Annotated in this window: 26 protein-coding genes; 17 read left to right on the forward strand and 9 right to left on the reverse strand. The window is 65.1% G+C overall.

Annotated elements, in window-relative coordinates; translation table 11 throughout:
* Nucleotides 1–136: 136 nt before the first annotated feature.
* The 3 genes from XH81_RS15470 to XH81_RS15480 are packed head-to-tail and all read left to right on the forward strand — an operon-like array spanning nucleotide 137 to nucleotide 4,159.
* Nucleotides 137–1,543: a DegQ family serine endoprotease gene (locus XH81_RS15470; protein ID WP_028140995.1), complete on the forward strand. Its 1,407-nt coding sequence runs from the start codon at nucleotides 137–139 to the stop codon at nucleotides 1,541–1,543.
* The gene (locus tag XH81_RS15475; protein ID WP_028140994.1) at nucleotides 1,540–2,874 is read left to right on the forward strand and encodes a replication-associated recombination protein A; all 1,335 of its coding nucleotides are present in this window, start codon (nucleotides 1,540–1,542) and stop codon (nucleotides 2,872–2,874) included. Before XH81_RS15470 ends, XH81_RS15475 begins: the two co-directional genes overlap by 4 nt.
* A gap of 52 nt (nucleotides 2,875–2,926) precedes the next feature.
* Nucleotides 2,927–4,159 carry an RluA family pseudouridine synthase gene (locus XH81_RS15480; RefSeq protein ID WP_028140993.1) on the forward strand — a complete coding sequence of 411 codons (1,233 nt, stop codon included), beginning with the start codon at nucleotides 2,927–2,929 and terminating at the stop codon, nucleotides 4,157–4,159.
* Nucleotides 4,160–4,351: 192 nt separating this feature from the next.
* On the opposite strand, the gene XH81_RS15485 is transcribed toward XH81_RS15480, so the two are convergent.
* A complete protein-coding gene (locus XH81_RS15485) occupies nucleotides 4,352–4,798 on the reverse strand; it encodes a hypothetical protein (RefSeq protein ID WP_028140992.1) in 447 nt (148 codons plus the stop codon).
* 122 nt (nucleotides 4,799–4,920) lie between these two features.
* Between XH81_RS15485 and XH81_RS15490 the strand changes: the two genes are divergently transcribed.
* The 4 genes from XH81_RS15490 (at nucleotide 4,921) to blaOXA (ending at nucleotide 8,578) form a co-directional block, all read left to right on the forward strand.
* The gene (locus XH81_RS15490) at nucleotides 4,921–5,715 is read left to right on the forward strand and encodes an ATP12 family chaperone protein (protein ID WP_028140991.1); all 795 of its coding nucleotides are present in this window, start codon (nucleotides 4,921–4,923) and stop codon (nucleotides 5,713–5,715) included.
* 57 nt (nucleotides 5,716–5,772) lie between these two features.
* The gene (locus tag XH81_RS15495) at nucleotides 5,773–7,374 is read left to right on the forward strand and encodes a flagellar hook-length control protein FliK (protein ID WP_271596268.1); all 1,602 of its coding nucleotides are present in this window, start codon (nucleotides 5,773–5,775) and stop codon (nucleotides 7,372–7,374) included.
* Nucleotides 7,371–7,634, forward strand: a complete 264-nt coding sequence (locus tag XH81_RS15500; RefSeq protein WP_028140989.1) for an EscU/YscU/HrcU family type III secretion system export apparatus switch protein — start codon at nucleotides 7,371–7,373, stop codon at nucleotides 7,632–7,634. The genes XH81_RS15495 and XH81_RS15500 overlap by 4 nt, the downstream gene beginning before the upstream one ends.
* A 104-nt stretch (nucleotides 7,635–7,738) precedes the next feature.
* Nucleotides 7,739–8,578 carry a class D beta-lactamase gene (blaOXA, locus tag XH81_RS15505; protein ID WP_028140988.1) on the forward strand — a complete coding sequence of 280 codons (840 nt, stop codon included), beginning with the start codon at nucleotides 7,739–7,741 and terminating at the stop codon, nucleotides 8,576–8,578.
* Nucleotides 8,579–8,732: 154 nt separating this feature from the next.
* Here blaOXA and XH81_RS15510 read toward each other — a convergent pair whose 3' ends face one another.
* The 3 genes from XH81_RS15510 to XH81_RS15520 form a co-directional block, all read right to left on the reverse strand.
* The gene (locus XH81_RS15510) at nucleotides 8,733–9,737 is read right to left on the reverse strand and encodes a dienelactone hydrolase family protein (protein WP_028140987.1); all 1,005 of its coding nucleotides are present in this window, start codon (nucleotides 9,735–9,737) and stop codon (nucleotides 8,733–8,735) included.
* A 210-nt stretch (nucleotides 9,738–9,947) separates the two neighbouring features.
* Nucleotides 9,948–10,541, reverse strand: coding sequence for a hypothetical protein (locus tag XH81_RS15515; protein ID WP_038950218.1), 594 nt, complete (start codon nucleotides 10,539–10,541; stop codon nucleotides 9,948–9,950).
* Nucleotides 10,542–10,694: 153 nt separating this feature from the next.
* Nucleotides 10,695–11,099, reverse strand: coding sequence for a DUF4260 domain-containing protein (locus XH81_RS15520; RefSeq protein ID WP_028140985.1), 405 nt, complete (start codon nucleotides 11,097–11,099; stop codon nucleotides 10,695–10,697).
* 138 nt (nucleotides 11,100–11,237) lie between these two features.
* Between XH81_RS15520 and XH81_RS15525 the strand changes: the two genes are divergently transcribed.
* Nucleotides 11,238–12,770 carry an acyl-CoA carboxylase subunit beta gene (locus XH81_RS15525; protein ID WP_028140984.1) on the forward strand — a complete coding sequence of 511 codons (1,533 nt, stop codon included), beginning with the start codon at nucleotides 11,238–11,240 and terminating at the stop codon, nucleotides 12,768–12,770.
* Between the two features lie 110 nt (nucleotides 12,771–12,880).
* Entirely contained in the window at nucleotides 12,881–13,228 is a 348-nt protein-coding gene (locus XH81_RS15530; protein ID WP_028140983.1) for a hypothetical protein, read from the forward strand.
* A 118-nt stretch (nucleotides 13,229–13,346) separates the two neighbouring features.
* Here XH81_RS15530 and XH81_RS15535 read toward each other — a convergent pair whose 3' ends face one another.
* Nucleotides 13,347–14,003 carry a glutathione S-transferase family protein gene (locus XH81_RS15535; RefSeq protein ID WP_271596269.1) on the reverse strand — a complete coding sequence of 219 codons (657 nt, stop codon included), beginning with the start codon at nucleotides 14,001–14,003 and terminating at the stop codon, nucleotides 13,347–13,349.
* A gap of 130 nt (nucleotides 14,004–14,133) precedes the next feature.
* On the opposite strand from XH81_RS15535, the gene XH81_RS15540 reads away from it, so the two are divergent.
* Nucleotides 14,134–14,448 carry a hypothetical protein gene (locus tag XH81_RS15540; protein WP_028140981.1) on the forward strand — a complete coding sequence of 105 codons (315 nt, stop codon included), beginning with the start codon at nucleotides 14,134–14,136 and terminating at the stop codon, nucleotides 14,446–14,448.
* Nucleotides 14,449–14,580: 132 nt separating this feature from the next.
* A complete protein-coding gene (locus XH81_RS15545) occupies nucleotides 14,581–14,856 on the forward strand; it encodes a twin-arginine translocation signal domain-containing protein (RefSeq protein WP_097668573.1) in 276 nt (91 codons plus the stop codon).
* Between the two features lie 175 nt (nucleotides 14,857–15,031).
* Here the strand turns inward: XH81_RS15545 and XH81_RS15550 are convergent, their stop codons facing one another.
* Both XH81_RS15550 and XH81_RS15555 read right to left on the reverse strand, forming a co-directional pair.
* Entirely contained in the window at nucleotides 15,032–15,280 is a 249-nt protein-coding gene (locus XH81_RS15550) for a GCG_CRPN prefix-to-repeats domain-containing protein (RefSeq protein WP_026202719.1), read from the reverse strand.
* Nucleotides 15,281–15,624: 344 nt separating this feature from the next.
* Complete coding sequence (locus XH81_RS15555; protein ID WP_028140979.1) at nucleotides 15,625–16,323, reverse strand: winged helix-turn-helix domain-containing protein; 699 nt, start codon at nucleotides 16,321–16,323, stop codon at nucleotides 15,625–15,627.
* Nucleotides 16,324–16,568: 245 nt separating this feature from the next.
* Between XH81_RS15555 and XH81_RS15560 the strand changes: the two genes are divergently transcribed.
* From XH81_RS15560 to XH81_RS15570, 3 genes are all read left to right on the forward strand, one after another.
* On the forward strand, nucleotides 16,569–16,877 hold the full coding sequence (locus XH81_RS15560; RefSeq protein WP_018322300.1) for an NIPSNAP family protein: 309 nt from the start codon (nucleotides 16,569–16,571) through the stop codon (nucleotides 16,875–16,877).
* Between the two features lie 24 nt (nucleotides 16,878–16,901).
* A complete protein-coding gene (locus XH81_RS15565; protein ID WP_026202720.1) occupies nucleotides 16,902–17,252 on the forward strand; it encodes an antibiotic biosynthesis monooxygenase family protein in 351 nt (116 codons plus the stop codon).
* A gap of 133 nt (nucleotides 17,253–17,385) precedes the next feature.
* A complete protein-coding gene (locus XH81_RS15570; protein ID WP_028140978.1) occupies nucleotides 17,386–18,195 on the forward strand; it encodes an isocitrate lyase/PEP mutase family protein in 810 nt (269 codons plus the stop codon).
* 63 nt (nucleotides 18,196–18,258) lie between these two features.
* Here the strand turns inward: XH81_RS15570 and XH81_RS15575 are convergent, their stop codons facing one another.
* Nucleotides 18,259–18,651, reverse strand: coding sequence for a hypothetical protein (locus XH81_RS15575; RefSeq protein ID WP_271596270.1), 393 nt, complete (start codon nucleotides 18,649–18,651; stop codon nucleotides 18,259–18,261).
* Between the two features lie 175 nt (nucleotides 18,652–18,826).
* On the opposite strand from XH81_RS15575, the gene XH81_RS15580 reads away from it, so the two are divergent.
* Entirely contained in the window at nucleotides 18,827–19,471 is a 645-nt protein-coding gene (locus XH81_RS15580; RefSeq protein ID WP_038950427.1) for a trimeric intracellular cation channel family protein, read from the forward strand.
* A 56-nt stretch (nucleotides 19,472–19,527) separates the two neighbouring features.
* Here the strand turns inward: XH81_RS15580 and XH81_RS15585 are convergent, their stop codons facing one another.
* Nucleotides 19,528–20,748, reverse strand: a complete 1,221-nt coding sequence (locus tag XH81_RS15585; RefSeq protein ID WP_038973505.1) for a c-type cytochrome — start codon at nucleotides 20,746–20,748, stop codon at nucleotides 19,528–19,530.
* A 284-nt stretch (nucleotides 20,749–21,032) separates the two neighbouring features.
* Between XH81_RS15585 and XH81_RS15590 the strand changes: the two genes are divergently transcribed.
* Both XH81_RS15590 and XH81_RS15595 read left to right on the forward strand, forming a co-directional pair.
* A complete protein-coding gene (locus tag XH81_RS15590) occupies nucleotides 21,033–24,524 on the forward strand; it encodes an indolepyruvate ferredoxin oxidoreductase family protein (protein WP_028140974.1) in 3,492 nt (1,163 codons plus the stop codon).
* 364 nt (nucleotides 24,525–24,888) lie between these two features.
* Nucleotides 24,889–25,695, forward strand: a complete 807-nt coding sequence (locus XH81_RS15595) for a hypothetical protein (RefSeq protein ID WP_179879914.1) — start codon at nucleotides 24,889–24,891, stop codon at nucleotides 25,693–25,695.
* The last annotated feature ends 435 nt before the right edge of the window (nucleotides 25,696–26,130 follow it).

Below are 26,130 nucleotides of genomic sequence, written 5' to 3' on the forward strand. Positions count from 1 at the left end.
CCCTCAGGCAAATTGCCGATTCGCACGCCGAGCTTGCATTCCGGACACACCGGAAAGGGGGGCGAATTGCCGCCCGGCGCCCTTCTATTGGGGGGCGAACGCGCCTATATTCCGGCGTCTTTTCCAAGAGGTAGGAATGTTTCGATCGATCCGGACCGCCGTCGTCACGGCACTGTGCATAGGCTTTTCCGCCCACTTCAACCCGGCCGCGGCGCAGGACCGTCGGGTCCCGTCGTCGCCGGCCGAGCTGCGGCTGTCCTATGCGCCGATCGTGCAGCGGGTGCAGCCGGCCGTGGTCAACGTCTATGCCGCCAAGGTGGTGCAGAACCGCAATCCGCTGCTGGACGATCCGATCTTCCGCCGCTTCTTCGGCGTGCCGGGCCAGCAGCCCGAGCAGATGCAGCGCTCGCTCGGCTCCGGCGTCATCGTCGATGCGTCCGGCCTCGTCGTCACCAACGTCCATGTCATCGAGGGCGCGGACCAGGTGAAGGTGTCGCTGTCGGACAAGCGCGAGTTCGAGGCGGAGATCCTGCTGAAGGATACGCGCACCGATCTTGCCGTGCTGCGCCTGAAGGACACCAAGGAGAAATTCCCGACCCTCGATTTCACCAATTCCGACGAATTGCTGGTCGGCGACGTCGTGCTCGCGATCGGCAATCCCTTCGGCGTCGGCCAGACCGTGACTCACGGCATCATCTCGGCGCTGGCGCGCACGCAGGTCGGCATCACCGATTATCAGTTTTTCATCCAGACCGATGCGGCGATCAATCCCGGCAATTCCGGCGGCGCGCTGGTCGACATGGCCGGCAAGCTGGCGGGCATCAACACCGCGATCTATTCGCGCTCCGGCGGCTCGCAAGGCATCGGATTTGCGATCCCTGCGAACATGGTGCGTGTCGTCGTCGCCTCCGCCAAGAGCGGCGGCAAAGCGGTGAAGCGGCCGTGGCTCGGGGCAAGATTGCAGGCGGTGACGCCCGAGATCGCCGAGAGCCTCGGCCTGCGTTCGCCAACCGGCGCGCTGGTCGCGAGCGTGGTGTCGAACGGCCCCGCCGCGAAGGCCGGCCTGAAGTCCTCCGATCTCATCACCGGGATCGATGGCCAGACCGTGGATGATCCCAATGCCTTCGACTATCGCTTCGCCACCCGTCCGCTCGGCGGCAGCGCGCAGATCGACGTGCAGCGCAGCGGCAAGCCGCTCAAGCTGACGGTGGCGCTGGAGACCGCGCCCGATACGGGACGTAACGAGCTCGTCGTCACCGCGCGATCGCCGTTCCAGGGCGCGAAGGTTTCGACCATCACGCCGGCGGTGGCCGATGAGCTGCATCTGGATGCAGATACCGAGGGTGTCGTGATCACCGATCTCGGCGGCGACAGTGCGGCCGCAAATGTCGGCTTCCAGAAGGGTGATATCATTCTGGCGGTCAACAACCAGAAGATCAGCAGGACCGGTGACCTCGAAAAGGCGGCCGGAGAGCGCCCGCGCATCTGGCGTATCACGCTGGTGCGCGGCGGCCAGCAGATCAACGTCACGCTGGGCGGATGAGTCCGAAGCGACCACAAACGCCAACGCTCTTTGCCGCGGCGGGGCTCGACCACGAGGCTCCGCATCCGCTGCCGGACCGGCTGCGCCCGCGCGCGCTGTCGGAGGTCGTCGGCCAGGATCACATCCTCGGCCCTGACGGCGCGCTGACCCGCATGCTGGAGACGCGCACGCTCGGCTCCCTGGTGTTCTGGGGCCCGCCCGGCACCGGCAAGACCACGGTGGCGCGGCTGCTCGCGGATGCGACGGATTTGCATTTCGAGCAGATCTCCGCGGTGTTCTCCGGCGTCGCCGATCTGAAGAAGGCGTTCGACGCCGCGCGCGCCCGCCGCGAGATGGGCAAGGGCACGCTGCTGTTCGTCGACGAGGTGCATCGCTTCAACCGTGCCCAGCAGGATTCATTTCTGCCCGTGATGGAAGACGGCACGGTGGTGATGGTCGGCGCCACCACCGAGAATCCGTCCTTCGAGCTCAACGCGGCGTTGCTCTCGCGCGCGCGCGTCTTGGTGTTTCGCTCGCTCGATGCCGCCGCGATCGAAAAACTGTTCGCGCATGCCGAGGAGGTCGAAGGCAAGAAGCTGCCGCTCGATGCCGAGGCGCGCGCGGTGCTGGTGCGCATGGCCGATGGCGATGGCCGCGCCTCGCTGACGCTCGCCGAAGAGGTCTGGCGCTCGGCGAGGGCGGACGAGATTTTCAATGCTGCGCAGTTGCAGGAGATTTTGCAGCGTCGCGCGCCGATCTACGACAAATCGGCCGATGGCCATTACAATTTGATCTCGGCGCTGCATAAGTCCGTGCGCGGCTCCGATCCCGATGCTGCGCTGTATTATCTCGCGCGCATGTTGGATGCCGGCGAGGACCCGCTGTTCCTGGCCCGCCGCGTCGTGCGCATGGCGGTGGAGGACATCGGCCTTGCCGATCCGCAGGCGCTCGTCATCGCCAGTGCGGCCAAGGACGCGTTCGACTTCCTCGGCCATCCCGAAGGCGAGCTCGCCATCGCGCAGGCCGTCGTCTATCTCGCCACCGCGCCGAAATCGAACGCAGTCTACACCGCCTTCGGCACCGCGATGCAGGTCGCAAAGCAAGCCGGCTCGCTGCTGCCGCCCAAGCACATCCTCAATTCGCCGACCAAGCTGATGAAGTCGGAAGGATACGGCGCGTCTTACGAATACGACCACGACGCCCCCGATGCCTTTTCCGGCCAGGACTACTTTCCGGAAGCCCTGGGCCGCCAGACCTTCTACGACCCACCCGAGCGCGGCTTCGAGCGCGAGATCCGGAAGCGGCTGGATTACTGGGCCAAGCTGCGGAAGGAGCGGGGCGGCTCGCGCTAAAAACGGCCATTTCGCCGTGACGGGACCCGGCTTTTAGGGTACGCAGGCAACCATGAGCCGCCGCATCAAAAGAACCGATCCAAAGCCCCGCTCGCGCGACGAGCGCAAGGAATCCCGCCCGTTCAAGGCGCGTAGCGCGAAGACCGCGGGACCGCGGCCGGGTGGCAAGCCCGGCGGCAGCAAGCCGCCGCGCTTTGCCGGCGAGCGTGCCGAGCGGCGCGCGCCCAAGGCCAGGCTGGAGAAGGCTGAGCTGGAAAGGGCCGCGCCCGAGAAGCCCGTGGAGGCGCTGCTGCCGACCAAGGTGCAGACCGTCAAGGTGACCGCCGACGAGAACAACATGCGCGTCGATCGTTTCCTCGAGGCGCGCTTTCCCGGCCTGTCGTTCTCCCACATCCAGCGTGTCGTCCGCAAAGGCGAGTTGCGCGTCGACGGCAAGCGTGTCGACAGCAAGGACCGCCTGGAGGAGGGCCAGAGCGTCCGCATTCCGCCGCTCAAGCTCGACACGCCGAAGGCCGTCGGCGAGCTCTCGGAAGCTGCCCAGAAGACGCTCAAGGCGCTGAAGGAGATGACGATCTTTGAGGACGACGACGTCCTCGTGCTGAACAAGCCGGCCGGCCTTGCGGTGCAGGGCGGCTCGGGCATGACGCGGCACATCGACCAGATGCTGGAGGTGATGCGCGATTCCAAGGGCCAGAAGCCACGCCTGGTGCATCGTATCGACCGGGAGACGTCAGGCTGTCTGCTGGTCGCCAAGACGCGCTTCGCCGCTTCGCATCTGACCGGCGCGTTCCGCTCGCGCTCGGCGCGAAAAGTCTATTGGGCGCTGGTGCCGGGCCTGCCGAAGCCGAAGCAGGGCCGCATCTCGACCTTCCTCGCCAAGGAAGAGAGCGAGGACGACACCATCATGCGCATCGCCCAGCATGGCGACGAGGGCGCCAGCCACGCGGTGACATATTACGCGGTGGTCGAGACCGCCGGCAACAAGCTGACCTGGGTGTCGCTGAAGCCGGTGACGGGGCGCACCCATCAGCTGCGCGCCCACATGGAGCATATCGGCCATCCCATCGTCGGCGATCCCAAATATTTCAACATCGAGAACTGGCAGCTGCCGGGGGGCCTGCAAAACCGGCTGCATCTGCTGGCACGCCGCATCGTCATTCCGCATCCGCGCGGCGGCGTGATCGACGCCACGGCGCCGTTGCCGCCGCACATGCAGCAGTCGTGGAATCTGCTCGGGCTCGATGCAAGCCGGTTTGATCCAATCGAGAACGCGCCGGAGGAGTAGGGGGCGGAGGGCGCGAGTTTCCCCGGTGTCGTCCCGGCGAAAGCCGGGACCCATACCGCGGAATCTATCTGTGACGCGCAGTCTTCGTACCGACGAAGAAGTTCAACTGCGGTCTTCGCCAAACTTCTCCCTGTGATTATGGGTCCCGGCTTTCGCCGGGACGACACCAAGGATTTGGCTGGCTAACGTTGCTCACTTCCGAAACTGCTCCAGAAACATCCGCAAACTGTCATGCGCGCTCTCGATGTCCGTGATCAGCCAGCCATCGGGGCCGTTGACCAGGACGAAGTTCAGCGCGACCTTCCGACCGCGATTGTCGAAATTCGCCGCGACATAGGTCTTGTCGTATTGCCTGCGCACGACCGCGATCGTAACAGGGCCGAGCTGCCAGCTCGGGCTCTGCACCAGGAAGTCGTAGGGCTCGACCCGCGGCGCGCTCCAGGCCCTGCGCAGGGGCGCATCGAAAAATTGCCGGGCGGTCACCGCATCCCGCGGCAGGCCTTTGGACAGCTCCGGCGCGCCGTCGCCGTAATGGGCGTAGACGTTGCGCACCAGCGATTCCGGGGTGCGAAAGCCCGCCTCCGCCGCAGCTGGCCATAGCCCGGCGAACAGGGCCGCAATGCCCGCAAGTTCCCTCATGCCCGCGCTCGCTTTATCGGCCGCAAGTCTTGGCTTAAGACGGTCTTGGCTTAAGACGGTCTTGGCTTAAAACGGTCTTATCTTAAAAGCCTAGCATCCAGCGACCGGGACCGAGAACTCACATGCGCGAATTGTTCGAAGAAGCTGCAGGGCAGCCCCCACCGGATCCGCGGGAATCTGCGCGCGCGTCCGCGCGCACGCCGCAGCGCAAGCGCTTCTACAAGGAGGCGAGCGCGACCGAAGCCGAGGGCGGTTTCGCCATCACGCTCGACGGCAAGCCGATCCGCACGCCCTCCGGCCGCCAGGTGGTGATTCCGTCGCGCGCGCTCGCCGATGCGGTGGCCGCGGAATGGGCGGCTCAGGGCGAGAGCATCGACCCCATGACCATGCCGTTGACGCGGATCGCCAACAGCGTGGTCGAGGGCGTGGTCGATAAGGTCGAGCTGGTCAGCGACGACCTCGCGAAATATCTCGAGTCCGATTTGCTGTTCTATCGTGCCGGCCATCCCGAAGGGCTGGTCGCCCGCGAGGCCGCGCATTGGGATCCCGTGCTGTTCTGGGCCGCGGACGCGCTGGGCGCGCATTTCATCCTGTCCGAGGGCGTCATGCATGTGAAGCAGCCCGACGAGGCGGTCGAGGCCGCGCGCGCGGCGCTGCCGGGGGACGCCTGGTCGGTCGCCGCACTCCACGTGGTGACGACCCTGACCGGCTCGGCGCTGCTGGCGCTGGCGCTCGCTCATGGCGTGCGCGATGCCGGCCAGGTCTGGGCCGCCGCCCATGTCGATGAGGACTGGAACATCGACCAATGGGGCGTGGACGAGGAGGCCGCCAGCCGCCGGGCCACCCGTCTCAGGGATTTCGAGGCCGCCGTGGCGGTTCTGGCGGCGGCAAAGGCGTCCGCAGTCGAAGGTCCTTAACGAGAGGTTTACGACGGCGGCCTTAGGGTGTGGCCAGCGCTCCATGGGCCCCCTGAGATGCCGACGCCGGTCACTTCCATCCTTCCCGTCAGTGCCGCCAGCCCCGTGGCTGATGCGACGACGCCGGACCTCGTGCTGCAGGCCGGCAGCGTCGTCGATGCCAGGGTCGTCAGCGTGATGGCCGACAATCTGGTGCGGATCGCGATCGCCAACCTCTCGATGGACGTGGTGTCGGAGGTGGCGCTGACGCCCGGGCAGAATCTCCAGCTGGCGGTGTCGCAGAACGACGGCACCATCAGGCTCGCCGTGATGAGCGGGGCAGGCGAGGCAACTCCCGATCAGATCACGCTGACGCCGCGTGCGGCTTCGCTGGTGGAAAGCCCGCCGCTGGCGCCATCCGCGACCACGACGCGCAACACGCTGACGCCATTGGAGCAGGTCGCCGTCACCGCGGCCTCGGCTGAGGCCGCCACAAAACAGGGCAGCCAGGCGCCGCTGTTCGCCAATCTGGCATCCGTCGTCACCGCCAGCGATTTGCCTGCGGGCTTGAAGCAGGCGGTGCTGGACGTGCTGGCGCAGCAGACGCCGCTCAGTCCCGGGCTCGATGGCGCCGATGTCGAAACCGCGTTCCAGAAATCCGGCTTGTTCTTCGAGGCTTCGCTGGCCGCCGGCGCGAGGCCGCCCGCCGGCACGACGCCCGACCTGAAGGCGGCGCTGCTGGTGCTGCGCCAGACGCTGACCACGCTCGAAACCGCCGCGCCACACGGCGCGGCAATTCCGGCTGCGACGACGGGGACACCGCAGGTCGCCATCGCGCCTGCTCAGGCCGCAGGTGAGGCCGCGCAATCCGCGCCCCCGTCCGGCCCCGAGATCGCGCAGACGCCGCGCAACGCCAATCTCGCGGCCGCCGTGCTGGCGGACGTTGCCGGCAACGCTCAGCAAGCCGCGATGCCGCGCACCATGTCCGCCGGCCTTGCCGCGAGCCTGCTGCAGGAGGTCACGCAAAACCTGCCGCGTCTGACCGGCAACGTGCCCGGCTCGAACAAAGCCGTGCCGGACGGCCAGATCTTCGAAGCAGCCTCACGCGCGACGCCACCGCCGTTCCGCGGTGCATTGCCCTCGCCGCAGGCGATCGCCTCGCCCTCGCTCGCGCCGGACACGCCGCTCTCTGCAACCGTGCATCGCCTGATCGACGACACTGATGCGGCGATTGCGCGGCAGACATTGTTGCAAATCGCTTCGCTCCCGGATCGCACCGACGCCAGTGGCCACCGCATCGACCCGGCCGTGCCGCAGTGGAATTTCGAGATTCCGTTCGCAACGCCGCAGGGCACCGCGATGGCGCAGTTCGAGATCTCGCGCGATGGCGCTGGCGAATCCGCCGATGCCGCCAAGCGCGCCTGGCGCGCGCGCTTCTCGCTCAACGTCGAGCCGGCCGGCCCCGTGCACGCGCTGATCACGCTGAACGGCGACAAGACTTTCGTGCGGATGTGGGCGGAGCGGCCGGCGACGGTCCAGCAGCTCCGCGCCGGCATCGGTGAGCTCAATCAGGCGCTGACACGAGCCGAGCTCAATCCCGGCGACATTCTGGTCCGCGAGGGCACGCCACCGCAGCCGGCACCAGCCCGCGCCGGCCACTTTCTGGATCGGGCGACATGAGCGATCCGTCCAAGCTCGCCATCGCGCTGCATTACGAAAAGGGTACCAACGCGCCCGTCGTCGTCGCCAAGGGCAAGGGCACGATCGGCGAAAAGATCGTGGAGATCGCCAAGGCCCACGACATCCCGATCGAGGAAAACGAGGTTTTGGCCGGCGCGCTGTCCAAGGTCGAGCTCGGCGAGGAGATCCCGCCGGACCTTTACAAGGCCGTCGCCGAGGTGCTGGTGTTCGTGCTGCGGCTGTCGGGTCGGGGGCGGTAGAGCATGATCCGGAAAAGTGTGCAGCGGTTTTCCGAATAGATCATGCTCAAGAAGTGACCTGTCATCGTTTCACCATGGAGCGGCTGCATGGTCGCGCCGCTTTCATGACTCAATGGACATCGCTCTTGCTCACCCGCCGTTCCACCCTCGGCCTTCTCGCCGCATCTGCCATCCTGCCGCAGCGCGCGCTCGCCCATGTCGCGCCGCCGCGCAATGAGATCCGTGATAGCCTCGCAAAGCGCTTCACCGACCTCGGCACATCAGGCACCTTTGTCGGCTACAAGGTCGAGGACTATCTCATCGTCGCCAGTGACAAGGAGCGCTCGGGCGAGGGCAAGCTGCCGGCCTCGACCTTCAAGATCCCGAACTCGCTGATCGCGCTGGAGACGGGCGTCGTCACTGACCCCGACAAGGACGTATTCCCCTGGGACGGCGTCAAGCGTCCGATCGAAGCCTGGAACAAGGATCACACGTTGCGTAGCGCGATCGCCGTGAGCGCGGTGCCGGTCTATCAGGAGATCGCGCGACGGATCGGGCAGGAGCGGATGCAGAAATATGTCGACGAGTTCGACTATGGCAACCGTGACATCGGCGGCGGCATCGACCAGTTCTGGCTCACCGGGAATTTACGCATCGATCCGGTCGAGCAGGTCGATTTCGTCGACCGGCTGCGGCGCCGCACGTTGCCGGTCAGCAAGCGCAGCCAGGATCTCGTCGCCGATATTCTGCCGGTGACCAAGGTCGGCGACAGCGTCATTCGCGCCAAGTCCGGACTGCTGGGGGCCGAACGCGGCGAGCCGTCGCTCGGCTGGATGGTGGGCTGGGCCGAGAAGGGCGAGGCGCACACGGTGTTCGCGCTCAACATGGACTGCAAGGAGCCGCGTCTCGTCGGCGAGCGCATGACGCTGACGCAAGCCTGCCTTGCCGAGATCGGCGCGATCTAGCCTGTGAGTCGTGCAATCGTTCTCGTCGAGCGCAGCCGCCGTAGGGTGGGCAAAGGCGCGTAGCGCCGTGCCCACCATCTCTCTAGTTATCGGCAAATGGTGGGCACGCTACGCTTTGCCCACCCTACGGCACCGGTGCAGGCCGAGGGCGTTCTCAGCCCAATTTGAACAACACCTGCAAAAACTCCTCCACCGCCTTGCGCGACTCGGCGGCCGTCTTCGGATTGCCGCCGACATGCGGGTTCAGCTCGACGCAGGCATCCTTGTACGTGAACGGCGCATTGGTATCACCGTTCATCAGCACGCCGCCGTCGCCTTCCTTGATGTGGCAGTTGCGCACGGTCTGCGCATTGGCTGATACGGCCACCGTGTTGGCACCAAGCAGGCCGCTGTCGAACCCGTGCGCGCTATCAGGATATTCCGTCAGCACGACGTCGCGGCCGGTGACCTTGAGCCGCTCGACCAAAGCCTTGCAGCTCTTGACGGGATTGTAGTCATCCGGCGTGCCGTGGAAGATGCGGATCGGACGCGGGGCGATCTCGTCGTCGCTCCGATACGTCGTCGAGCAATCCGGATAGAACGGGATATAGGCGGCGAACTGGATGCCGGACTTGTTCCAGAGCTTGTTGAAGCGGTCGAGGCTCGCATAGAGCGTCGCCTGTCCGCCGCGCGAAAAGCCCATCAGCACGATGCGGTCAGGATCGACGCGCGGGTGCTTTGCCAGAATTTCCAGCGAGCGGTAGATGTCGACGATCAAATTGAGCCGGCCGAGCAGCGCCTGATTTGGTCCCACCACCGTCAGCCCGCGGCCGGTGAATCCGTCGATCACGAAGGTCGAGATGCCCATAGCGTTGAACGCGTGCACCCAGGCCTCCGTGGTGGCGCCGACGCCGCTGGAGCCGTGCATCAGCACCACGACGGGGAGCTTTCCGCTGCCTTGCGCGACGCGGAATTCGCCGGCGACTGTCACAGGCTTGCCGGCCGCCGCCTCGCCGCTGAGAAATTGCTGGTCGGAGAGAGTGAGCGAGGGGATCGGATAGATCTCGGCCCGGGTGGCGACTTCCTTGGGCAGGGATTGCGCGACGGCTTCGCAGGCCGCTAACGAACTCGAAATGCACAGCGCCATGAGCACTGCTGTAGCGCGCCAGTTGGTGGCCATCGCGATCCCTCCCTGATATTTTCGGGCAGTAGATCAACCGTCCTGCGCGCTGTCAATTTGACGCAGGCAGATTCAGCGCAACCGCATATGAGGTGAGAGTTCGAGACCTCGACGCTTCCACAGGCCATCCACGATCTTGTCTATCGACTGCTGCTAAGAACGTGGATGCCCGGGACAAGCCCGGGCATGACGACCTCCTTGGGCACCGCCTCACGCGGTGTCCGCCTTCTTCGCCGTCAGCGCCTGGTCGATCGCAAAGCCGCCGATCTCGCTCATCGCCTGCGAGATCACGTCGCCGTTGCGGGCAAAGCCGGCGGAGAGGAAATCGAACTGCGTCCGCGCCAGCCGCAGCACCTCGATCGGCACCGAGACCGCGGTCGCGTTGAAGCTGTCGACGGAGGCGCGCAAGCTGTCCAGCTCGGTCGTGAGCTTGCCGATATGGCTCTCGGCATTCTGCATCACGCCGATCAGCTTGCCGCGCTCGGCGTCGAAGGCGGCGCGCTCGGCGGCGGCGGCCGCGGTGACCTCGGCAAGTTGTACGCGCAGCACCTCGATCTGGCCGACCATGGCATCGGAGGCGAGATCGGCGGCCTTGCGCAGCTCGGCGTTACGCGTGCTCGCATCCAGCTGCTCATGATAGAGCCGCTCGGCCGACATTGCCCGCCGTGCCAGTGACTCGATGAGGCTTGCGGCACGCAGCAGCATCTCGCCGTTCCGCCTCGACACCATGCTGGCCATCCGCCGCAAGAAGTCGATGGTTTGGGATGACGAGTTCGGCGGCAGGGGGACGACCGTCGCGGACATCTCAGTGATGCTTGCGTGATGCTCGAGCCAAGGCGTAACGACCGCCGCCGTACCAACTGGGCTCACGCAACATTCGGCGCCTGATCGCGAGGTCGAAGCAAGCCTGAATCGGCAGGCCCGGTCAACCGGGCCGGGCCACCAAATTTGCCGGTGTCAGGCGTCCTTTTGCCGCCCGATCCGGCCCAGATGGGTGAAGCCGAACCCTGCGGAATATTTCAGGCCATAGCCGAGTGCCCGGTCGATGCCGATATGGGCCAGCCAGATCAGGGCGATGGACAAGGTGAGCGGCGAGCCGAGGCCGAAGCCCAGCGTCAGCAGCGACACCGGCGCCATGTAGCTATGGGCAGCGTTGTAGACCAGCGCGCCGAATTTGGCGTCGGACAGGTATGCCAGGAAGCTGAGATCGGGGACGAAGAAGAGCAGGGCAAAGACCAGCCAGGAGCCGTCCCAGGCCCAGTAAAGCATCACCATCCCGATAAACAGGGTGAGGCCCTCCAATCGCAACAGGATGTTGACGCCGCCCGTCGCCGCACCGGTCTCGGCCATTCTCTCATCCATGCTCGCCTCCCGGGCAAAACTTTGTAATCTCTCACGCTTTTAGCCCGGACAGGGCAGCCCTGCGGCGCGGAAAGGCGCTTTCCGGTCCGCAAAATGCCGTGTTAGAACCTCGCATCACTTAAGAACTGGCGGGAGCAAATGAAACACATCCTGGACGCCCTTGAAGATCGTCGCGCCGGCGCAAAGCTCGGCGGCGGGGAGAAGCGCATCGAGGCGCAGCACGCCCGCGGCAAGCTGACCGCGCGTGAGCGAATCGAGCTGCTGCTCGACAAGGGGTCGTTCGAGGAATTCGACATGTTCGTCGAGCACCGCTCCACCGAGTTCGGCATGGAGAAGAACAAGGTGCCCGGCGACGGCGTCGTTACCGGGTGGGGCACCGTCAATGGCCGCAAGACGTTCGTGTTCGCGAAGGACTTCACGGTGTTCGGCGGTTCTCTCTCGGAGACGCACGCGCTGAAGATCACGAAACTCCAGGACATGGCGATGAAGGCGCGGGCGCCCATCATCGGCCTCTATGACGCGGGCGGCGCCCGCATCCAGGAAGGCGTCGCCGCGCTCGCCGGCTATTCCTACGTGTTCCGCCGCAACGTGCTCGCCTCCGGCGTGATCCCGCAGATCTCCGTCATCATGGGCCCCTGCGCCGGCGGCGACGTCTACTCGCCTGCGATGACGGACTTCATCTTCATGGTGAAGAACACCAGCTACATGTTCGTCACCGGCCCCGACGTGGTGAAGACCGTGACCAACGAGGTCGTCACCGCCGAAGAGCTGGGCGGTGCCTCGGTGCACGCCACGCGCTCCTCGATCGCCGACGGCGCCTTCGAGAACGACGTCGAGACGCTGCTGCAGATGCGTCGCCTGATCGACTTCCTGCCATCCAACAACAGCGACGGCGTGCCGGAATGGCCGAGCTTCGACGACATCGGCCGCGTCGACATGTCGCTCGACACGCTGATCCCCGACAATCCGAACAAGCCCTACGACATGAAGGAGCTGATCCTGAAGGTCGTGGACGAGGGCGACTTCTTCGAGATCGCGGACATGTTCGCCAAGAACATCGTCACCGGCTTTGGCCGCATCGCGGGCCGCACCGTCGGCTTCGTCGCCAACCAGCCGATGGTGCTGGCCGGCGTGCTCGACAGCGACGCTTCGCGCAAGGCCGCGCGCTTCGTCCGCTTCTGCGACGCCTTCAACATCCCGATCGTCACTTTCGTGGACGTGCCGGGCTTCCTGCCGGGCACCGCGCAGGAATATGGCGGCCTGATCAAGCACGGCGCGAAACTGCTGTTCGCCTATTCGCAGTGCACCGTGCCGCTGGTGACCATCATCACCCGCAAGGCCTATGGCGGCGCCTTTGACGTCATGGCCTCCAAGGAGATCGGCGCCGACATGAACTACGCCTGGCCGACCGCCCAGATCGCGGTGATGGGCGCCAAGGGCGCGGTCGAGATCATCTTCCGCAGTGACATCGGCGACCCCGACAAGATCGCCGCCCGCACCAAGGAATACGAGGACCGCTTCCTGTCCCCCTTCATCGCCGCCGAGCGCGGCTATATCGACGACGTCATCATGCCCCACTCGACGCGCAAGCGGATCGCCCGCGCGCTGGCGATGCTGAAGGACAAGAAGGTCGAAACGCCCGCGAAGAAGCACGACAATTTGCCGTTGTGAGGGAACGTAGCCCGGATGAGCGCAGCGACATCCGGGTCTTTGCCGAGGTCCCGCATGTCCCTTTGCTCGTGCGGGCGACCGCGTTCTGCTGATTTGGCATCCTCGATCCAATGACCGAAGACGATCCGACCGACGAAATCTCCGACATCGAAGATCGCATCGAGCGGCTGGCCGAGATCGCCGAGCGGTGCCGGAAGTACATCCTGGCGTCCAAGATCGCGATCGGGGGCGGGGCGGCGCTGCTGTTGGTGACGATCCTCGGTGTGTTCGGCTTCGGTCAGACCGCAGCCCTCGGATCGATCGCCTTGGTGCTTGGCGGGATCGTGTCGCTCGGCTCGAACATCAGCACGTTGCGACAGACGGACGACGCCATCAGCGCAGCGGAGGCACGCCGTGCGGCGTTGATCGGCAGCATCGACCTGCGCGTCGTCGCTGATGCACCGCTGAAGCTGGTGTGACGCGGTGCCGTAGGGTGGGTTAGCTTGCGGCTGCGCGAAGCGCAGTCCGCTAGCGTAACCCACCAACGTCCGCCTCGCCGGATGGAGGCGTTGGCGGATTACGCTCCGCTAATCCGCCCTACGCACCGGTGCGTGCCTTATCCGCGGCGGCGAAATGCGCCATCTGGTCGGCATGGGCCTTGATGAACGCCGGGCGGGCTGTGGCGCGCGCGACGTAAGCGCGGCAGGCAGGACTGTCCGCCAGCCCGTCGAAACCACCGATGACGCGCAGCACGTCCGCCATCAGGATGTCGGCGACGGAAAAGGAGCCGGCCAGCCATTCGCGGCCGGCCAGCACCGGCTCGAGATGCTTCAGCCGAAGCTTGAGGAAGTCGTCGACGAATTTCCACGCAGCCGTGTCGGTGGGATGGCCCATGAATTTCGACATTCCCCAGGGCAGGCTCGCCATCTCCACCGAATTGAGTGCCGCGAACACCCATTCCGTCGTCTCGGCGCGGCCGCGCGGATCGGTCGGCATCAGCTTCGCACTGAGCCCGCCGAGATGCAGCAGGATCGCGCCGGTCTCGAAGATCGAGAGGTCGCCGTCGGTCAGCCACGGCACCTGGCCGAACGGCTGGTGCGCGAAATGTGCGGCGCCGCGATCGTCGAACGGGGCGCTCGCGACGCGATAGGGCAGCGCGGCCTCTTCGAGCGCCCAGCGCACGCGAAGGTCGCGCACGAATCCTCGCGGTTGTTCGGGAACCCAATTGAAGGTGGTCAGGGTGAGGTCGGCCATTTGCTGTCTCCGTGTCCTGGTTCGAAACAAAGGACGAGCGAAGGGCGCCCGTTCCGACACCCGCGCCAAGTCTTTTTGTCGGCGGCGGCGTATCCGGCTAGGCTCGCGCCAAACAACAGGAGGAAACCCGATGCCATCAGCTTTCTTCGTCGTCCGCGCCACCGTCTCCGATCCCGCCCAGCGCGCTGCTTTCGACAAATGGTACGAGACGGAACATGTGCCCGACGCGGTGAAGGCATTCGGCGTGAGTAAAGCCTGGCGGTTCTGGAGCCTGGACGATCCCTCGCTGCATCAGGCGATGTATCAGTTCGATGACGAGGCCAAGCTTGCGGCGGTGCTGAAGGGCGATGCGCTCAAGCAGCTCGTCGCCGATTTCAACCGCGACTGGCCCGACGTCAAGCGCTCGCGCGAGACGCTGGTACTGGCGCAGGAGTTTGCGAAGTAGCGAGGTCCATCCAAGCTACGAATTCTCCACCTCACTTCATTCTTGAATCTGAACACAGGATTCAGCCTTGGTTCATGTCGTGACCGCGACACTCCTCGGGCATCACTTGCTCGATAGCCTAGAGGACATGTCATGGAGCGCCGGAACTTTTTGAAACTTGCATTGGGAGTGACGGCGGGCGCCGCCGCCTTCGCCGCGACCGCACAGGCCGCGCCGTTGTCGCCGCAGCCGCTCAGTGATCCCGCGCGCATGCCGCAAGGCAACCCCGACGCTCATCCTGCCGTCACCACCAGCGAGGAAGCCGCCAAGCTGACGCCGGAACAGGTTCACTGGCATGGCCGCCACCGGGGCTGGGGTCGCCGTCATTGGGGCTGGCGTCGCCGGCGTTGGCATCGGCGTCACTGGTAAGCCGCGGCAAGCCGCGAATTGGACGGGGATCGCTGCTGCGGTCCCCGTTTCGATTCCAGGCCGCTCAATTCCACGGCGGACGAATCGTCGGCGGCAAGCCTGAAAGCGAACGAGCCTGAAAACGAAAATGGCCGCGCAGGCTGAACCTGCGCGGCCATCTTGCGATGCAAACAGATCAGAACGGGCGGCAGCGGCCGGCGTACCAGCGGAAGCCATAGGGGCAAACGCGCGCGCGCGGCACGACGACGACGGGCGGAGCGACCACCACAGGGGCGGGGCGCACAACGACCGCGCCGCGCATCGGGCGGCAGCCACCGTAGGCGCCACGATACCAACCCGGGCCGCAACCCTGCGCGGCGCTGGCGGCCTCGCTGAAACCGACAACCGCGCTGGCGAGCATGGCGGCGGCGAACAGGTATTTCATGTGATCTTCCTTCTCGTCCTTGGGGCAGGTCTTTCGGGGGCAGGTCTTTCGGGGGCGGGTCTTTGGGGCAAGTCTTTGGGGCAAGTCTTTGGAGCAAGTCTTTAGCGGCTTGGCGCTCGCGGCGCACAATGAATCAAAAGACACGATTCGACATGTTAAATTTTGCAACATGCCGACACGGCGCGATCCAAATCTGCCAATCATGACCTGAATGCGGCATGAACGTTCCCCGCATGCGGCTTGGCGCGACAGAAACTGGTGTTGGCGGCCGGCTCGGCAGAAATCCTCCAGGACGCCGGCCCGGGAGCGTTCAGGCGCGCACTGCCGGTGCCGCGGCGCGCGGGTCAGTCCTTCCCGTCGCCGAACAGCGCGGCAAACTGCTTCTCGCCGGTGCGGGTGAAGTTGACGACGCGGCTGCCGGGCGTGGCGTCGCGCGCCGCCCATTTCAGCTCGGCGAAACGCTGCATCATGGCGGCCCCCAGCGTGCCGGCGAGGTGATGCCGCCGCTCACTCCAGTCGAGGCAGGCCTTGCACACCGGGCGGCGCGGATGGGTGAGCATGCCGGTCGAGATCTGCAGATGCTTGGCGAGGAAGCGTTCGCCCTCAGCCGTCAGCTCGATGTCCTGCTTTTTCTGCCTGACCAGATTCCGCTCGCGCAGGGAATCCAGCATCTGCACGCCGAGATCGCCGGCGAGGTGGTCGTAGCAGATCCGCGCGCGCCGCAGCGCCGGGTCCTTCGGCCCGGTGCGCACCCGCATGTGGCCGGTCCGCGCGGCCAGGCCTGCGAGGCCCTCGAGCACGCCGGCGACGTCGTCGTCGGTGAGGCGATAGTAGCGGTGGCGGCCCTGCTTCTCCGGCTCGACCAGCCCGCCGGCCTCGAGCTTGGCCAGATGCGAACTCGCAGTCTGCGGCGTGATGCCGGCCTCCTGCGCCAGCTCGCTCGCCGTGAGCGCGCGGCCGTTCATCAGCGCGGTGAGCATGTTGGCGCGCGCGGGATCGCCGACCAGCGAAGCGACCAGGGCGATGTCGGGTCCTGATTTCATGCTTCGATGGTAGCCGAAGCATTGTGGTCGGGCAAGGGCGTAGCTTCTCACCAAGTCGTCATTGCGCGCGCAGCGAAGCCGTAGGTGGGCAAAGGAGCGTAGCGACGTGCCCACCATTCGTCGTTGCGGGGAAACGACGTGGGCACGCTTCCGCCTTCGCTCTTCGAGCTACGGCGGACAAGTCGCTTTGCCCACCCTACGAGACTTCGCGGCTTGCAGTGACGACGGAAACCCAGGAGCCCATCATGTCCGTCACCGTCTTCATCCGCTATCAGATCGACCCGTTCAAGCGCGCGCAGTTCGAGGAATATTCGAAGCGCTGGCTCACCATCATCCCGAAATGCGGCGGTGACCTGATCGGTTATTTCATGCCGCATGAAGGCACCAACAACATCGCCTTCGGTCTGATCAGCTTCGAGAGTCTGGCCGCATACGAGGCCTATCGCGCGCGGCTGCGGCAGGACGCGGAAGGAATGGCGAATTTCCATTTCGCCGAGGAACACAAATTCATCCTCGCGGAAGAGCGCACCTTCCTGCGCAAGGTGGTATTGTAGGTCCGATAGCAGCAGGAGATGCCCATGATCGCCGTGATCTTCGAGGTCTGGCCGAAGCCGGAACACCGCCAGGACTATTTCGACCTCGCAGCCGATCTGAAGCCGATCCTGCAAACCATCGACGGCTTCATCTCGGTCGAGCGCTTCGAGAGCCTGACCGAGAAGGGCAAGATCCTGTCGGTGTCGTTCTGGCGCGACGAGGCGGCGGTGCAGGCCTGGCGCAACACGATGGAGCACCGCCGCACCCAGGCCAAGGGCCGGGCGCAGATCTTTGCCGATTATCATCTGCGCATCGCCAGCGTGGTCAGAGACTACGGCATGAATGACCGCGAGCAGGCGCCGAAGGACAGCCGGGCGGTGCACGACGCCCACTAACGCTGCCGGGTGCGCACTGGCGCTGCCGGGTGCGCACTGGCGCTGCCGGGCGCGCACTGGCGCTGCCAGGCGCGCACTGGCGCTGCCAGGTTAGGGCGCCTATGTCTGCGCGGCCAACAAAGGGAGAAGAAACATGCACGTCACGACCGCGGACAAGCGCGCCACCTTCAAGAAGATGCACGAAAGCGGCTGCTTCATCCTGCCCAATCCGGTCGATAACGGCAGTGCCAAGGCATTGCAGCATCTCGGTTTCAAGGCGATTGCGTCGTCGAGCGCGGGCTTTGCCTGGACCATCGGCAAGGCCGACAACCACGTCAACGTCGAGGACGTCTGTCAGCATCTGGCAGCATTGAGCTCGGCCGTCGACATCCCCGTCAACGCCGATTTCGAGGGCGGCTTTGCGGTCGAGCCGGACAGGGTCGCGGACAATGTCGAGCGCTGCGTGCGCACCGGCGTCGCCGGCCTGTCGATCGAGGATTCCACCGGCGACAAGGACAAGCCGCTCTACGATCGCGCCCTCGCGGTCGAGCGCATCAAGGCCTCGCGCAAGGCGATCGGCGACAGCGGCACGCTGCTGGTCGGCCGCTGCGAAGCCTATCTGTGGGGCGTGACCGATTTGAAGCTCGTCATCGACCGGCTCACCGCTTACGCCGATGCCGGCGCGGACTGCCTCTATGCGCCGGGCTTGAAGACCCGCGAGGACATCTCTGCTGTGGTGAAGGCTGTCGCACCAAAGCCGTTCAACCTCCTGATCGGCGCATCCGGCCTGTCATTGCAGCAGGCCGAAGATCTCGGCGTGCGCCGGATCAGCGTCGGCGGCTCGCTCGCCCGCGCTGCCTGGGGCGGCTTCATGCGTGCGGCAAAGGAGATGGCGGAGAAGGGGACATTCACCGAGCTCGGCAGCGGTTATCCCGGCGGCGAACTCAACAAGATGTTCAGCTAGGAACACAACGAAAAAGCGGCGGGACTTTTTGAGTCCCGCCGCTTCACGCGCTATTGCGAAGTGTTACTTCGCGCCGTCAGACGGCTTCTGCGTGTCCGGGGCCGGCTTCGTCGGCGCCGCACCGGTCGTCACGCCCGGCTCGGTGTTGTTGCGCGGCGTCACGTCGCGCATACCGGGAGGCGCGGCCGGATTGGCAGGAGGCGCCTGCTGTGCGGTCTGAGTCGCCGGCGCGTTGCTGGCCTGGTTGCCAGTGGTCGTATTTTTCAAGCCGTAGAACACGGCACCCAGCACCAGTGCAATCGCAACGGCGAATAACGCAACCTTGCCGCTGGAGGCGGGGCCTTCGCCCAGCTCGGGATCGGCCTGAAGGTCGCCATCCCGGCGCGCCGCGCGAAGATACTCATCGTCGGCGAGGTTCGGGCGGTACGGATCGTTGGGAAAACGGTCGTCAGCCATCGATTGTCTCCTCGGTTGTGACGCCCGGACAACCCGTGGATGCGAGATTCTGTTCCGCGCCTCCTTATGCTTTCGTCGCATGTTGCCCCGCCACCGGGAATCGGGAACCTGTTCATTCGGGAACTGGACGCGAGTTCCATGGCTGCGACGAGAACAAGCCCGAGGGAACAAGCCAATGTGGAGTGTGCCGCCAAGCGATACCGTGCTGCATTTCCTGTCCCTGGTTGCGATAGCCGCCCAGGGCATGACGGCTGCACTTGCTGCCGGACGCCGCAGCATGGACTGGTTAGGTGTGTGCTTCCTCGGCTGCATCACCGCGCTTGGCGGCGGCACGTTGCGCGATCTCTTCCTCGGGCACTATCCGTTGGTTTGGGTCGCCAATCCGATCTATCTGGCGCTGGCCGGTGGTGCGGCCTTCCTCACCATTCTGTTCGCGCGCCTCGTGCACCGGCTGAAGGTCGCTTTCATCGTGCTCGACGCGATCGGGCTCGTCGTCTTCACCATGGCCGGCTGCGACGTCGCCTGGCAGATGGATGCTTCGCTGCCGATCGTGATCGTCTCGGGCATGGTGACCGGGTGCGCCGGCGGCGTGTTGCGCGACGTGCTCTGCAACGACGTGCCGCTGCTGTTTCGGTCCGAGCTCTACGCCAGCGTCTCGGTCGTGACGGGACTGTTCTACGCCACCGCCTTCGGCCTCAACCTCAACGCCGAGCTCTGGACGATCCTGACCTTCGTGCTCGGTCTCAGCTTGCGCCTGCTCGCGGTGCGCTACAAATGGGAGATGCCGAAATTCGTGTTCACCGGGGACGAGGAGAGGTAGAGGTTACGTGACCTCACTCCATCCACATCGTCGTTACAGCAATGACGGGGATGGAGCTACTCCTGCTTCCTGGCCTTCGCCACCTGCGCCGGCGTCACCAGCGGGGCCGCATTGCCCCAGGAGTTGCGGATGTAGTTCGTCACCGCCGTGATCTCCTCATTGGACAGCCTGGCATAGGGCGGCATCTCGCCGGTGTTGGGCGCGCGCGGTGTGGTCACGGTGTGGGCGCCGTCGAGAATGATGCGCAACGTCGAGGACGGATTGATCGATTGCAGCAGTGCATTGCCCGGCAGCGGTGGATAGATGCGCGGCGCACCCGAGCCGTCGGCTTCATGGCAGGCGATGCAGAGCTTTGCGTAGACCGCCTGGCCCGCCTTCATCTCGGCATCATCAGGCGGCGCCACGATCGTCTCGCGCCGCGACGGCGGCAGGCTCTTCAGGTACACCGCGATCGCGCGCACATCGGCATCGCTCATCTTCGAGGTCGAATTGACGACGACCTCCGCCATCAGCCCACCGGCATGACTCCTGACATTGCGCCCGCTCTGCAGATATTCGGCGATGTCCGCCTCGCTCCACGACTTCAGGCCCGTGCGGGAAGCGCCGTCGAGCCTTGGCGCGTACCAGCCACCGACCTCGTTGCCCGCGAGCGCCTGCGCCTGCTTGTCCGCGCCAAAATAGTTCTTCGGTGTGTGGCAGGCGCCGCAATGACCGAGCCCGGTGACGAGATAGCCGCCGCGATTCCACGCCGCGCTCTGGCTCTGGTCCGGCTCGTACAGGCCGGGCTTGAAATACATCGCGTTCCAGACCCGCATCAGGCCGCGATAGCCGAACGGCCAGCGCAGCTCCGGCGGCTTGTTGCGGCTGACGACGGGCGCAAGCGTGCCGAGATAGGCGCGGATCGCCAGCGTGTCGTCCTTCGTCATCTTCGTGAAGTAGGGATAGGGGAAGGCCGGATAGTAGTTCGACCCGTCGGGCGCGACGCCCGTGCGCAATGCGCGGGTGAAATCGGCATCCAGCCAGGCGCCGATCCCGGTGTCGCGGTCCGGGGTCAGGTTCGGCGCATAGATCGCGCCGAATGGCGTGTCGATGCGCTTGCCGCCCGCGAACGGTTTTGCCGGATCGGCGGTGTGGCAGCCCGCGCAGTCGCCGGCCTCGACCAGCGTCTTGCCGTAGGCGATCAGCTCCGGCGACGGCTCGGCAGCGCGGGCTGCGCTTGCAACCGCACTGCACAACGCCAGGCCGACAAGAGCCGAGCCAGTCAGAATCGTCCGCATCGCAAGCCTCTCCTGCGACCAATCGCCCGCATCGGGCACGACAGGGGCATCAGTTCGTTTCGCCACAGTGGGGGTATGGTGACACAAATTGAAAATGCCCAGCGTGTTTCAGGCCACGAAGTTGCGATTTTTACCCGGCGCTCCCTTTGGTCCAGATTTGTGATGCGGATCCTGAAATATCCGACATAGAGTGGCGAAACTGGTCGGCGCGCCCTAGCTAAAAACAACGGGAAGGCAACGGCTTAAGTCAGCAAGACCTGAACAGGGCGCAAAAAGAGGACAGCATGGGCATCAACCAGGGTCCGATCAGTCTCGATCAAAAATACACCCAGGAAACCGGGCATGTCTTCACCACGGGCATCCAGGCCCTGGTCCGCCTGCCCATGGCCCAGATCCGGCGCGACCGCGCCAGCGGCCTCAACACCGCGGGCTTCATCTCCGGTTATCGCGGCTCGCCGCTCGGCGGCTACGACCAGCAGCTGTTTGCCGCCCGCAAGCATCTCGAACAGTACAACATCAAGTTCCAGCCCGGCGTGAACGAGGATCTGGCGGCCACCGCCATCTGGGGCTCGCAGCAGCTTAACCTCTCGCCCGGCGCGAAATATGACGGGGTGGTCGGCATCTGGTACGGCAAGGGCCCCGGCGTCGATCGCTGCGGCGACGTGTTCCGCCACGGCAATGCCGCAGGCTCCGCCAAGAACGGCGGCGTGCTGTGCCTTGCCGGCGACGACCATGGCGCAAAATCCTCGACCGTCCCGCATCAGTCCGACCACGCCTTCATGTCGGCGCTGATGCCGTATCTCTATCCCTCGAGCATCCACGAGATGATCGAGATGGGCCTGCTCGGCATCGCGATGTCACGCTATTCCGGTTGCTGGGTCGGCATGAAGGTGATCACGGAGACGGTGGAGACCACCGCCGAGATCGATCTCACCGACGAGATGAAGCCGTTCATCATCCCCGCCGATTTCGAGATGCCGCAAGGCGGACTCAATCTGCGCTGGCCCGACGACCGCTTCGAGCAGGACCGTCGCCTGCAGGACTACAAGGGCTTTGCCGCGATCGCCTTTGCGCGCGCCAACAAGGTCAACCGCATCACCATGGATTCGCCGAACGCCCGTTTCGGCATCATGGCGTCGGGCAAAAGCTATGAGGACGTCCGTCAGGCGCTGCGCGAGCTCGGCGTCACCGAAGAGGTCGCTGCCAAGATCGGCCTTCGCCTCTACAAGATCGGCATGCCCTGGCCGCTGGAGCCGGAAGGCGTGCATCAATTCGCCATCGGCCTCGAAGAGATATTCATCGTCGAGGAGCGCCGCGAGATCGTCGAGAACCAGGTCAAGCAGGTGTTGTTCAACTGGCGCGATGACGTGCGCCCGCGCATCGTCGGCAAGATGGACGAGCACGACAAGCGCTTCCTGACCTTCGCCGCCGAGCTCAGCGTTGCCTCGCTTGCGACCTCGCTTACCGAGCGACTTCTCAAGCTCGATCTCAACCCTGAGATTGCTTCGATGCTCCGCGCCAAGGCCGACTGGTTCAACGGCCGTCAGGCCACCCAGATGCAAGCGGTCGCACCTGTCTCCCGCACCCCGTATTTCTGCTCCGGCTGTCCCCACAACACCTCGACGAAGGTCCCCGAAGGCAGCCGGGCGCTCGCCGGCATCGGCTGCCACTTCATGGCGCTGTGGATGGACCGCTCGACCGAGACCTTTACGCATATGGGCGGCGAGGGCGTGCCGTGGGTCGGCATCGCACCCTTCACCAACGAGAACCATATCTTCGCCAATCTCGGCGACGGCACCTATTTCCACTCGGGCCTTCTCGCCATCCGCCAGGCGGTGGCGTCCAAGACCAACATCACCTACAAGATCCTCTACAACGACGCGGTGGCCATGACCGGCGGCCAGCGCCATGACGGCGATCTCTCGCCGCAGCAGATCACCCATCAACTCCACGCCGAAGGCATCCGCGAGATCTATCTGGTCTCGGAGGCGCCCGATGCCTATCCGGCCAGCACCATCGCGCCGGGCGTGAAGCTCTACCATCGCGACGAGCTGCAAAACGTCATGAAGATGTGCCGGGAACACAAGGGCACATCGGCGATCGTGTTCGTGCAGACCTGCGCCGCGGAAAAACGCCGCCGCCGCAAGCGCGGCCTGATGGAGGATCCGGCGCGCCGCGTCATGATCAATCCGGCCGTCTGCGAAGGCTGCGGCGACTGCTCGGTGCAATCGAACTGCATCTCGGTCGAGCCGCTGGAGACCGAGTTCGGTCGCAAGCGCGCCATCAACCAGTCCTCCTGCAACAAGGACTATTCGTGCCTGAAGGGCTTTTGCCCGTCCTTCGTCACCGTCGATGGCGGCAAGCCACGCCACCGCGCGCCGGCCGACCTTTCCGACATCGGTGCGATTGCCGAGCCGGCGTCGCGGCCGACACTCGACAAGCCCTATAACATCGCGGTCGGCGGCGTCGGCGGCACCGGCGTTCTCACCATCGGGGCGCTGCTCGGCATGGCCGCCCATATCGAGGGCAAGGCCTCGATGATCCTCGACATGTCGGGCCTTGCACAGAAGGGCGGGGCGGTGCTCAGCCATGTCCGCCTGTCGGATCACCCCGCGGAAGTGACCTGCTCGCGCATCGTCACCGGCACGGCCGATCTCGTGCTCGCCGCCGACGAGGTGGTCGCGGTCGCCAAGGACACGATCTCGCTCTGCGACTCCACACGGACCCGCGGCATCATCAACAGCCACGTCATTCCGACCGCCGATTTCGTCCTCAACCGCGACTTCAATTTCCAGACCCGCAAGCTGAATGGGCTCTTGGAAACGGCGCTGCACAAGGACTCGGTCTTCTTCGATTTCACCAAGCCGGCCGAGCAGCTGCTCGGCGACAGCATCGCCACCAACATGATGATGATGGGCTACGCCTATCAGAGGGGCCTGTTCCCGCTCTCGGCGGAATCGATCGAGCAGGCGATCGAGGTCAACGGCGTCTCGATCAAGATGAACAAGGAGGCCTTCCGCCTTGGTCGCCTCGCGGTCGCCGATCCCGCGCGTCTGGCCGACATGCTGAAGGGCACGGACCAGGTCGCAGCGCCCAAGTCGCTGGAGGCCATGACGCTCGATGAAGTCATCGAGCACCGCGCCAAGCACCTCACGGCCTATCAGAACAGCCGTCTCGCCAAGCGATATCGCAGGCTGATCGACCAGGTGCGCGACGCCGCGGTGAAGGGCGGTTATGGCGATGCGTTGCCGCGCGCGGTCGCAGTGAACTACGCCAAGCTGCTGGCCTACAAGGACGAATACGAAGTCGCGCGCCTCTACACCGACGGCGCCTTCGCCCAGCAGCTCCGCGATCAGTTCGAGGGCGACTTCAAGTTCAACTTCAACCTTGCGCCGACGATCCTCGGCGGCGGCCTCGACGCGCTGGGACGCCCGAAGAAGCGAGCCTTCGGCCCCTGGATGCTGAACGTCTTCGGCGTGCTGGCGAAACTCAAATTCCTGCGCGGAACGCCGCTCGACATCTTCGGCCGCAGCGCCGACCGCAAGCTCGAGCGTGATTTGATCGCCGGCTACGAAAAGGACGTCGCAACCGTGCTCGGCCTGTTGTCGCCGGTCACGATCGACACCGCGGTGGAATTGCTCTCACTCCCCGACCGCATCCGCGGCTACGGCCCGGTGAAGGAGAAAGCTGTCGCGGACGCAAAGATGCGTTACGCCCAGCTCGCCGCCGATCTCGCCAACCCGCCGCCCGCGCCAAGGCAGATCGCGGCGGAGTAGGGCGGTTCCGTAGGTGCTGTAGGGCGGATTAGCGAAGCGTAATCCGCCACGTCCGTTGCCGTGGAGATCAATACGGCGGATTACGCCTTCGGCTAATCCGCCCTACGGCACTCCTTCCAGGAATAAGGCGCTCTCGTAGGGTGGGCAAAGGCGCAAAGCGCCGTGCCCACCATCTCGCCACGACTGCACCAGAAGACGTGGGCACGCTTCCGCCGTCGCCCTTCGAGCTACAGCGGACAAGTCGCTTTTTCCCTACGGACTAAATTCATCCGTTTGACAAGAGTTGTGGCCGCGCGATATCAGCAACTTGCGATAGTGAAGCGCGCCGGGCGATGCGGCCGTGCGCTATGCGGGGCGATGATCGATGTCATTGCGCACTGTGTTGATTCTGTTTCTGGCCGTCGGTGTGTTGGCGGCGTTGGGGATGTTCTGGAATCAGCATGCCATCGAACGCGTCATGCGCGATGGCTATGGCACCACCGGAAATATCATTTCGGCCAAAGTCGTCTCGCCGCGGTTTCCGTTCGTGTTTGACGGCGGCTGGCCGCGCTATGTCGACGAAAATCTGTCGATCGGATTGCAGTGGACCGGCAGGGATGGCGTCCAGCGCGAGCGCACGGGCATAGCGGTCAGTGCTGCCTATGCGGCGCGGATCATGGTTGGCAATCAGCTCAAGCTCCTGACGATCCCAATCCAGGCCGTTGACGACGATTCATCGCTTCCGGTCATTGTCGAAGATCTCGACGACCATCTGAGCCACATCCGGTCCACGTCGAGGTTCATGGCGGCGGGAGCGGGCGTTTGCGCCGTGCTCATGATGCTCGTGATCGGATGGCAGGCATGGTCGGCGCGTCGAGGCGGGCCGGGGAGCGCGACGATCGCCGCCGGAGCAAGGCGTCCCTTTCCTTACATCCTCGGGACCCTGACTGCTGTGATGCTTCCGTTCGGCGGCTACATGCTGGTGAACTCCTACATTGAGCAAAGCACGTTGAATGAGATCCTCGCCCATGGCGATGAAGCTACCGCCGATGTTACCCGCGCCTACGGTGAGGTGAACAAGGCCGGTGAGGCCCCGAGCTATCTCGTGACGCTGGCGTGGATCGACAAGAGCGGACGACAGCAGGCCTACGGACCGACCCATATCAGTTTCGGCAAAATCGTGTGGTCCTGACGCCCCGCAGGCTGGCGTCAAGTCTTGCGCTTCGCTCGCAAGGCGACGGGGGCAATAGTGCATCGCTCCCCGGGGAGAGCGCGACATAAGCCGTAAAGCCACTGCGCAGGGAAGGCCGGATGTTTGGCCGCACCTGTATGCCGCTGTGCATCTGTTCTTCGCGCAATCGCGCACAGCGGACCGTGGGTGCCCAGCCGGCACCCGGTCTTCCCTGCGCCCTCTGTTCAAGGAGGGAGCGAGACGGAAGCAAAGCTCGGGCGAAACATGCCGCGAGGATGCGGGGGCGTGTCTGCAGGACAAGGTCTCGTGCCCCGGACGCTGCGCAGCACGAAGTGATGCGCTGCTGAGCCGGGGCCCATCTCGCAACGAAAACGCGGCCGCATGGGTCCCGGCTCTGCGCAGCAACGCCGAAGCGTTGCAGCGCGTCCGGGACAC

It is taken from the genome of Bradyrhizobium sp. CCBAU 25360, from assembly GCF_028128695.1.
GTDB classification, from domain to species: Bacteria; Pseudomonadota; Alphaproteobacteria; order Rhizobiales; family Xanthobacteraceae; genus Bradyrhizobium; species Bradyrhizobium ottawaense.

What these genes read in the sequence shown, in the direction of transcription:
- XH81_RS15470 (WP_028140995.1), top strand. Translation starts at nt 137, where the DNA reads ATGTTTCGATCGATCCGGACCGCCGTCGTCACGGCACTGTGCATAGGC.
- XH81_RS15475 (WP_028140994.1), top strand. Translation starts at nt 1,540, where the DNA reads ATGAGTCCGAAGCGACCACAAACGCCAACGCTCTTTGCCGCGGCGGGG.
- XH81_RS15480 (WP_028140993.1), top strand. Translation starts at nt 2,927, where the DNA reads ATGAGCCGCCGCATCAAAAGAACCGATCCAAAGCCCCGCTCGCGCGAC.
- XH81_RS15485 (WP_028140992.1), bottom strand. Translation starts at nt 4,798, where the DNA reads ATGAGGGAACTTGCGGGCATTGCGGCCCTGTTCGCCGGGCTATGGCCA.
- XH81_RS15490 (WP_028140991.1), top strand. Translation starts at nt 4,921, where the DNA reads ATGCGCGAATTGTTCGAAGAAGCTGCAGGGCAGCCCCCACCGGATCCG.
- XH81_RS15495 (WP_271596268.1), top strand. Translation starts at nt 5,773, where the DNA reads ATGCCGACGCCGGTCACTTCCATCCTTCCCGTCAGTGCCGCCAGCCCC.
- XH81_RS15500 (WP_028140989.1), top strand. Translation starts at nt 7,371, where the DNA reads ATGAGCGATCCGTCCAAGCTCGCCATCGCGCTGCATTACGAAAAGGGT.
- blaOXA (WP_028140988.1), top strand. Translation starts at nt 7,739, where the DNA reads ATGACTCAATGGACATCGCTCTTGCTCACCCGCCGTTCCACCCTCGGC.
- XH81_RS15510 (WP_028140987.1), bottom strand. Translation starts at nt 9,737, where the DNA reads ATGGCCACCAACTGGCGCGCTACAGCAGTGCTCATGGCGCTGTGCATT.
- XH81_RS15515 (WP_038950218.1), bottom strand. Translation starts at nt 10,541, where the DNA reads ATGTCCGCGACGGTCGTCCCCCTGCCGCCGAACTCGTCATCCCAAACC.
- XH81_RS15520 (WP_028140985.1), bottom strand. Translation starts at nt 11,099, where the DNA reads ATGGATGAGAGAATGGCCGAGACCGGTGCGGCGACGGGCGGCGTCAAC.
- XH81_RS15525 (WP_028140984.1), top strand. Translation starts at nt 11,238, where the DNA reads ATGAAACACATCCTGGACGCCCTTGAAGATCGTCGCGCCGGCGCAAAG.
- XH81_RS15530 (WP_028140983.1), top strand. Translation starts at nt 12,881, where the DNA reads ATGACCGAAGACGATCCGACCGACGAAATCTCCGACATCGAAGATCGC.
- XH81_RS15535 (WP_271596269.1), bottom strand. Translation starts at nt 14,003, where the DNA reads ATGGCCGACCTCACCCTGACCACCTTCAATTGGGTTCCCGAACAACCG.
- XH81_RS15540 (WP_028140981.1), top strand. Translation starts at nt 14,134, where the DNA reads ATGCCATCAGCTTTCTTCGTCGTCCGCGCCACCGTCTCCGATCCCGCC.
- XH81_RS15545 (WP_097668573.1), top strand. Translation starts at nt 14,581, where the DNA reads ATGGAGCGCCGGAACTTTTTGAAACTTGCATTGGGAGTGACGGCGGGC.
- XH81_RS15550 (WP_026202719.1), bottom strand. Translation starts at nt 15,280, where the DNA reads ATGAAATACCTGTTCGCCGCCGCCATGCTCGCCAGCGCGGTTGTCGGT.
- XH81_RS15555 (WP_028140979.1), bottom strand. Translation starts at nt 16,323, where the DNA reads ATGAAATCAGGACCCGACATCGCCCTGGTCGCTTCGCTGGTCGGCGAT.
- XH81_RS15560 (WP_018322300.1), top strand. Translation starts at nt 16,569, where the DNA reads ATGTCCGTCACCGTCTTCATCCGCTATCAGATCGACCCGTTCAAGCGC.
- XH81_RS15565 (WP_026202720.1), top strand. Translation starts at nt 16,902, where the DNA reads ATGATCGCCGTGATCTTCGAGGTCTGGCCGAAGCCGGAACACCGCCAG.
- XH81_RS15570 (WP_028140978.1), top strand. Translation starts at nt 17,386, where the DNA reads ATGCACGTCACGACCGCGGACAAGCGCGCCACCTTCAAGAAGATGCAC.
- XH81_RS15575 (WP_271596270.1), bottom strand. Translation starts at nt 18,651, where the DNA reads ATGGCTGACGACCGTTTTCCCAACGATCCGTACCGCCCGAACCTCGCC.
- XH81_RS15580 (WP_038950427.1), top strand. Translation starts at nt 18,827, where the DNA reads ATGTGGAGTGTGCCGCCAAGCGATACCGTGCTGCATTTCCTGTCCCTG.
- XH81_RS15585 (WP_038973505.1), bottom strand. Translation starts at nt 20,748, where the DNA reads ATGCGGACGATTCTGACTGGCTCGGCTCTTGTCGGCCTGGCGTTGTGC.
- XH81_RS15590 (WP_028140974.1), top strand. Translation starts at nt 21,033, where the DNA reads ATGGGCATCAACCAGGGTCCGATCAGTCTCGATCAAAAATACACCCAG.
- XH81_RS15595 (WP_179879914.1), top strand. Translation starts at nt 24,889, where the DNA reads ATGTCATTGCGCACTGTGTTGATTCTGTTTCTGGCCGTCGGTGTGTTG.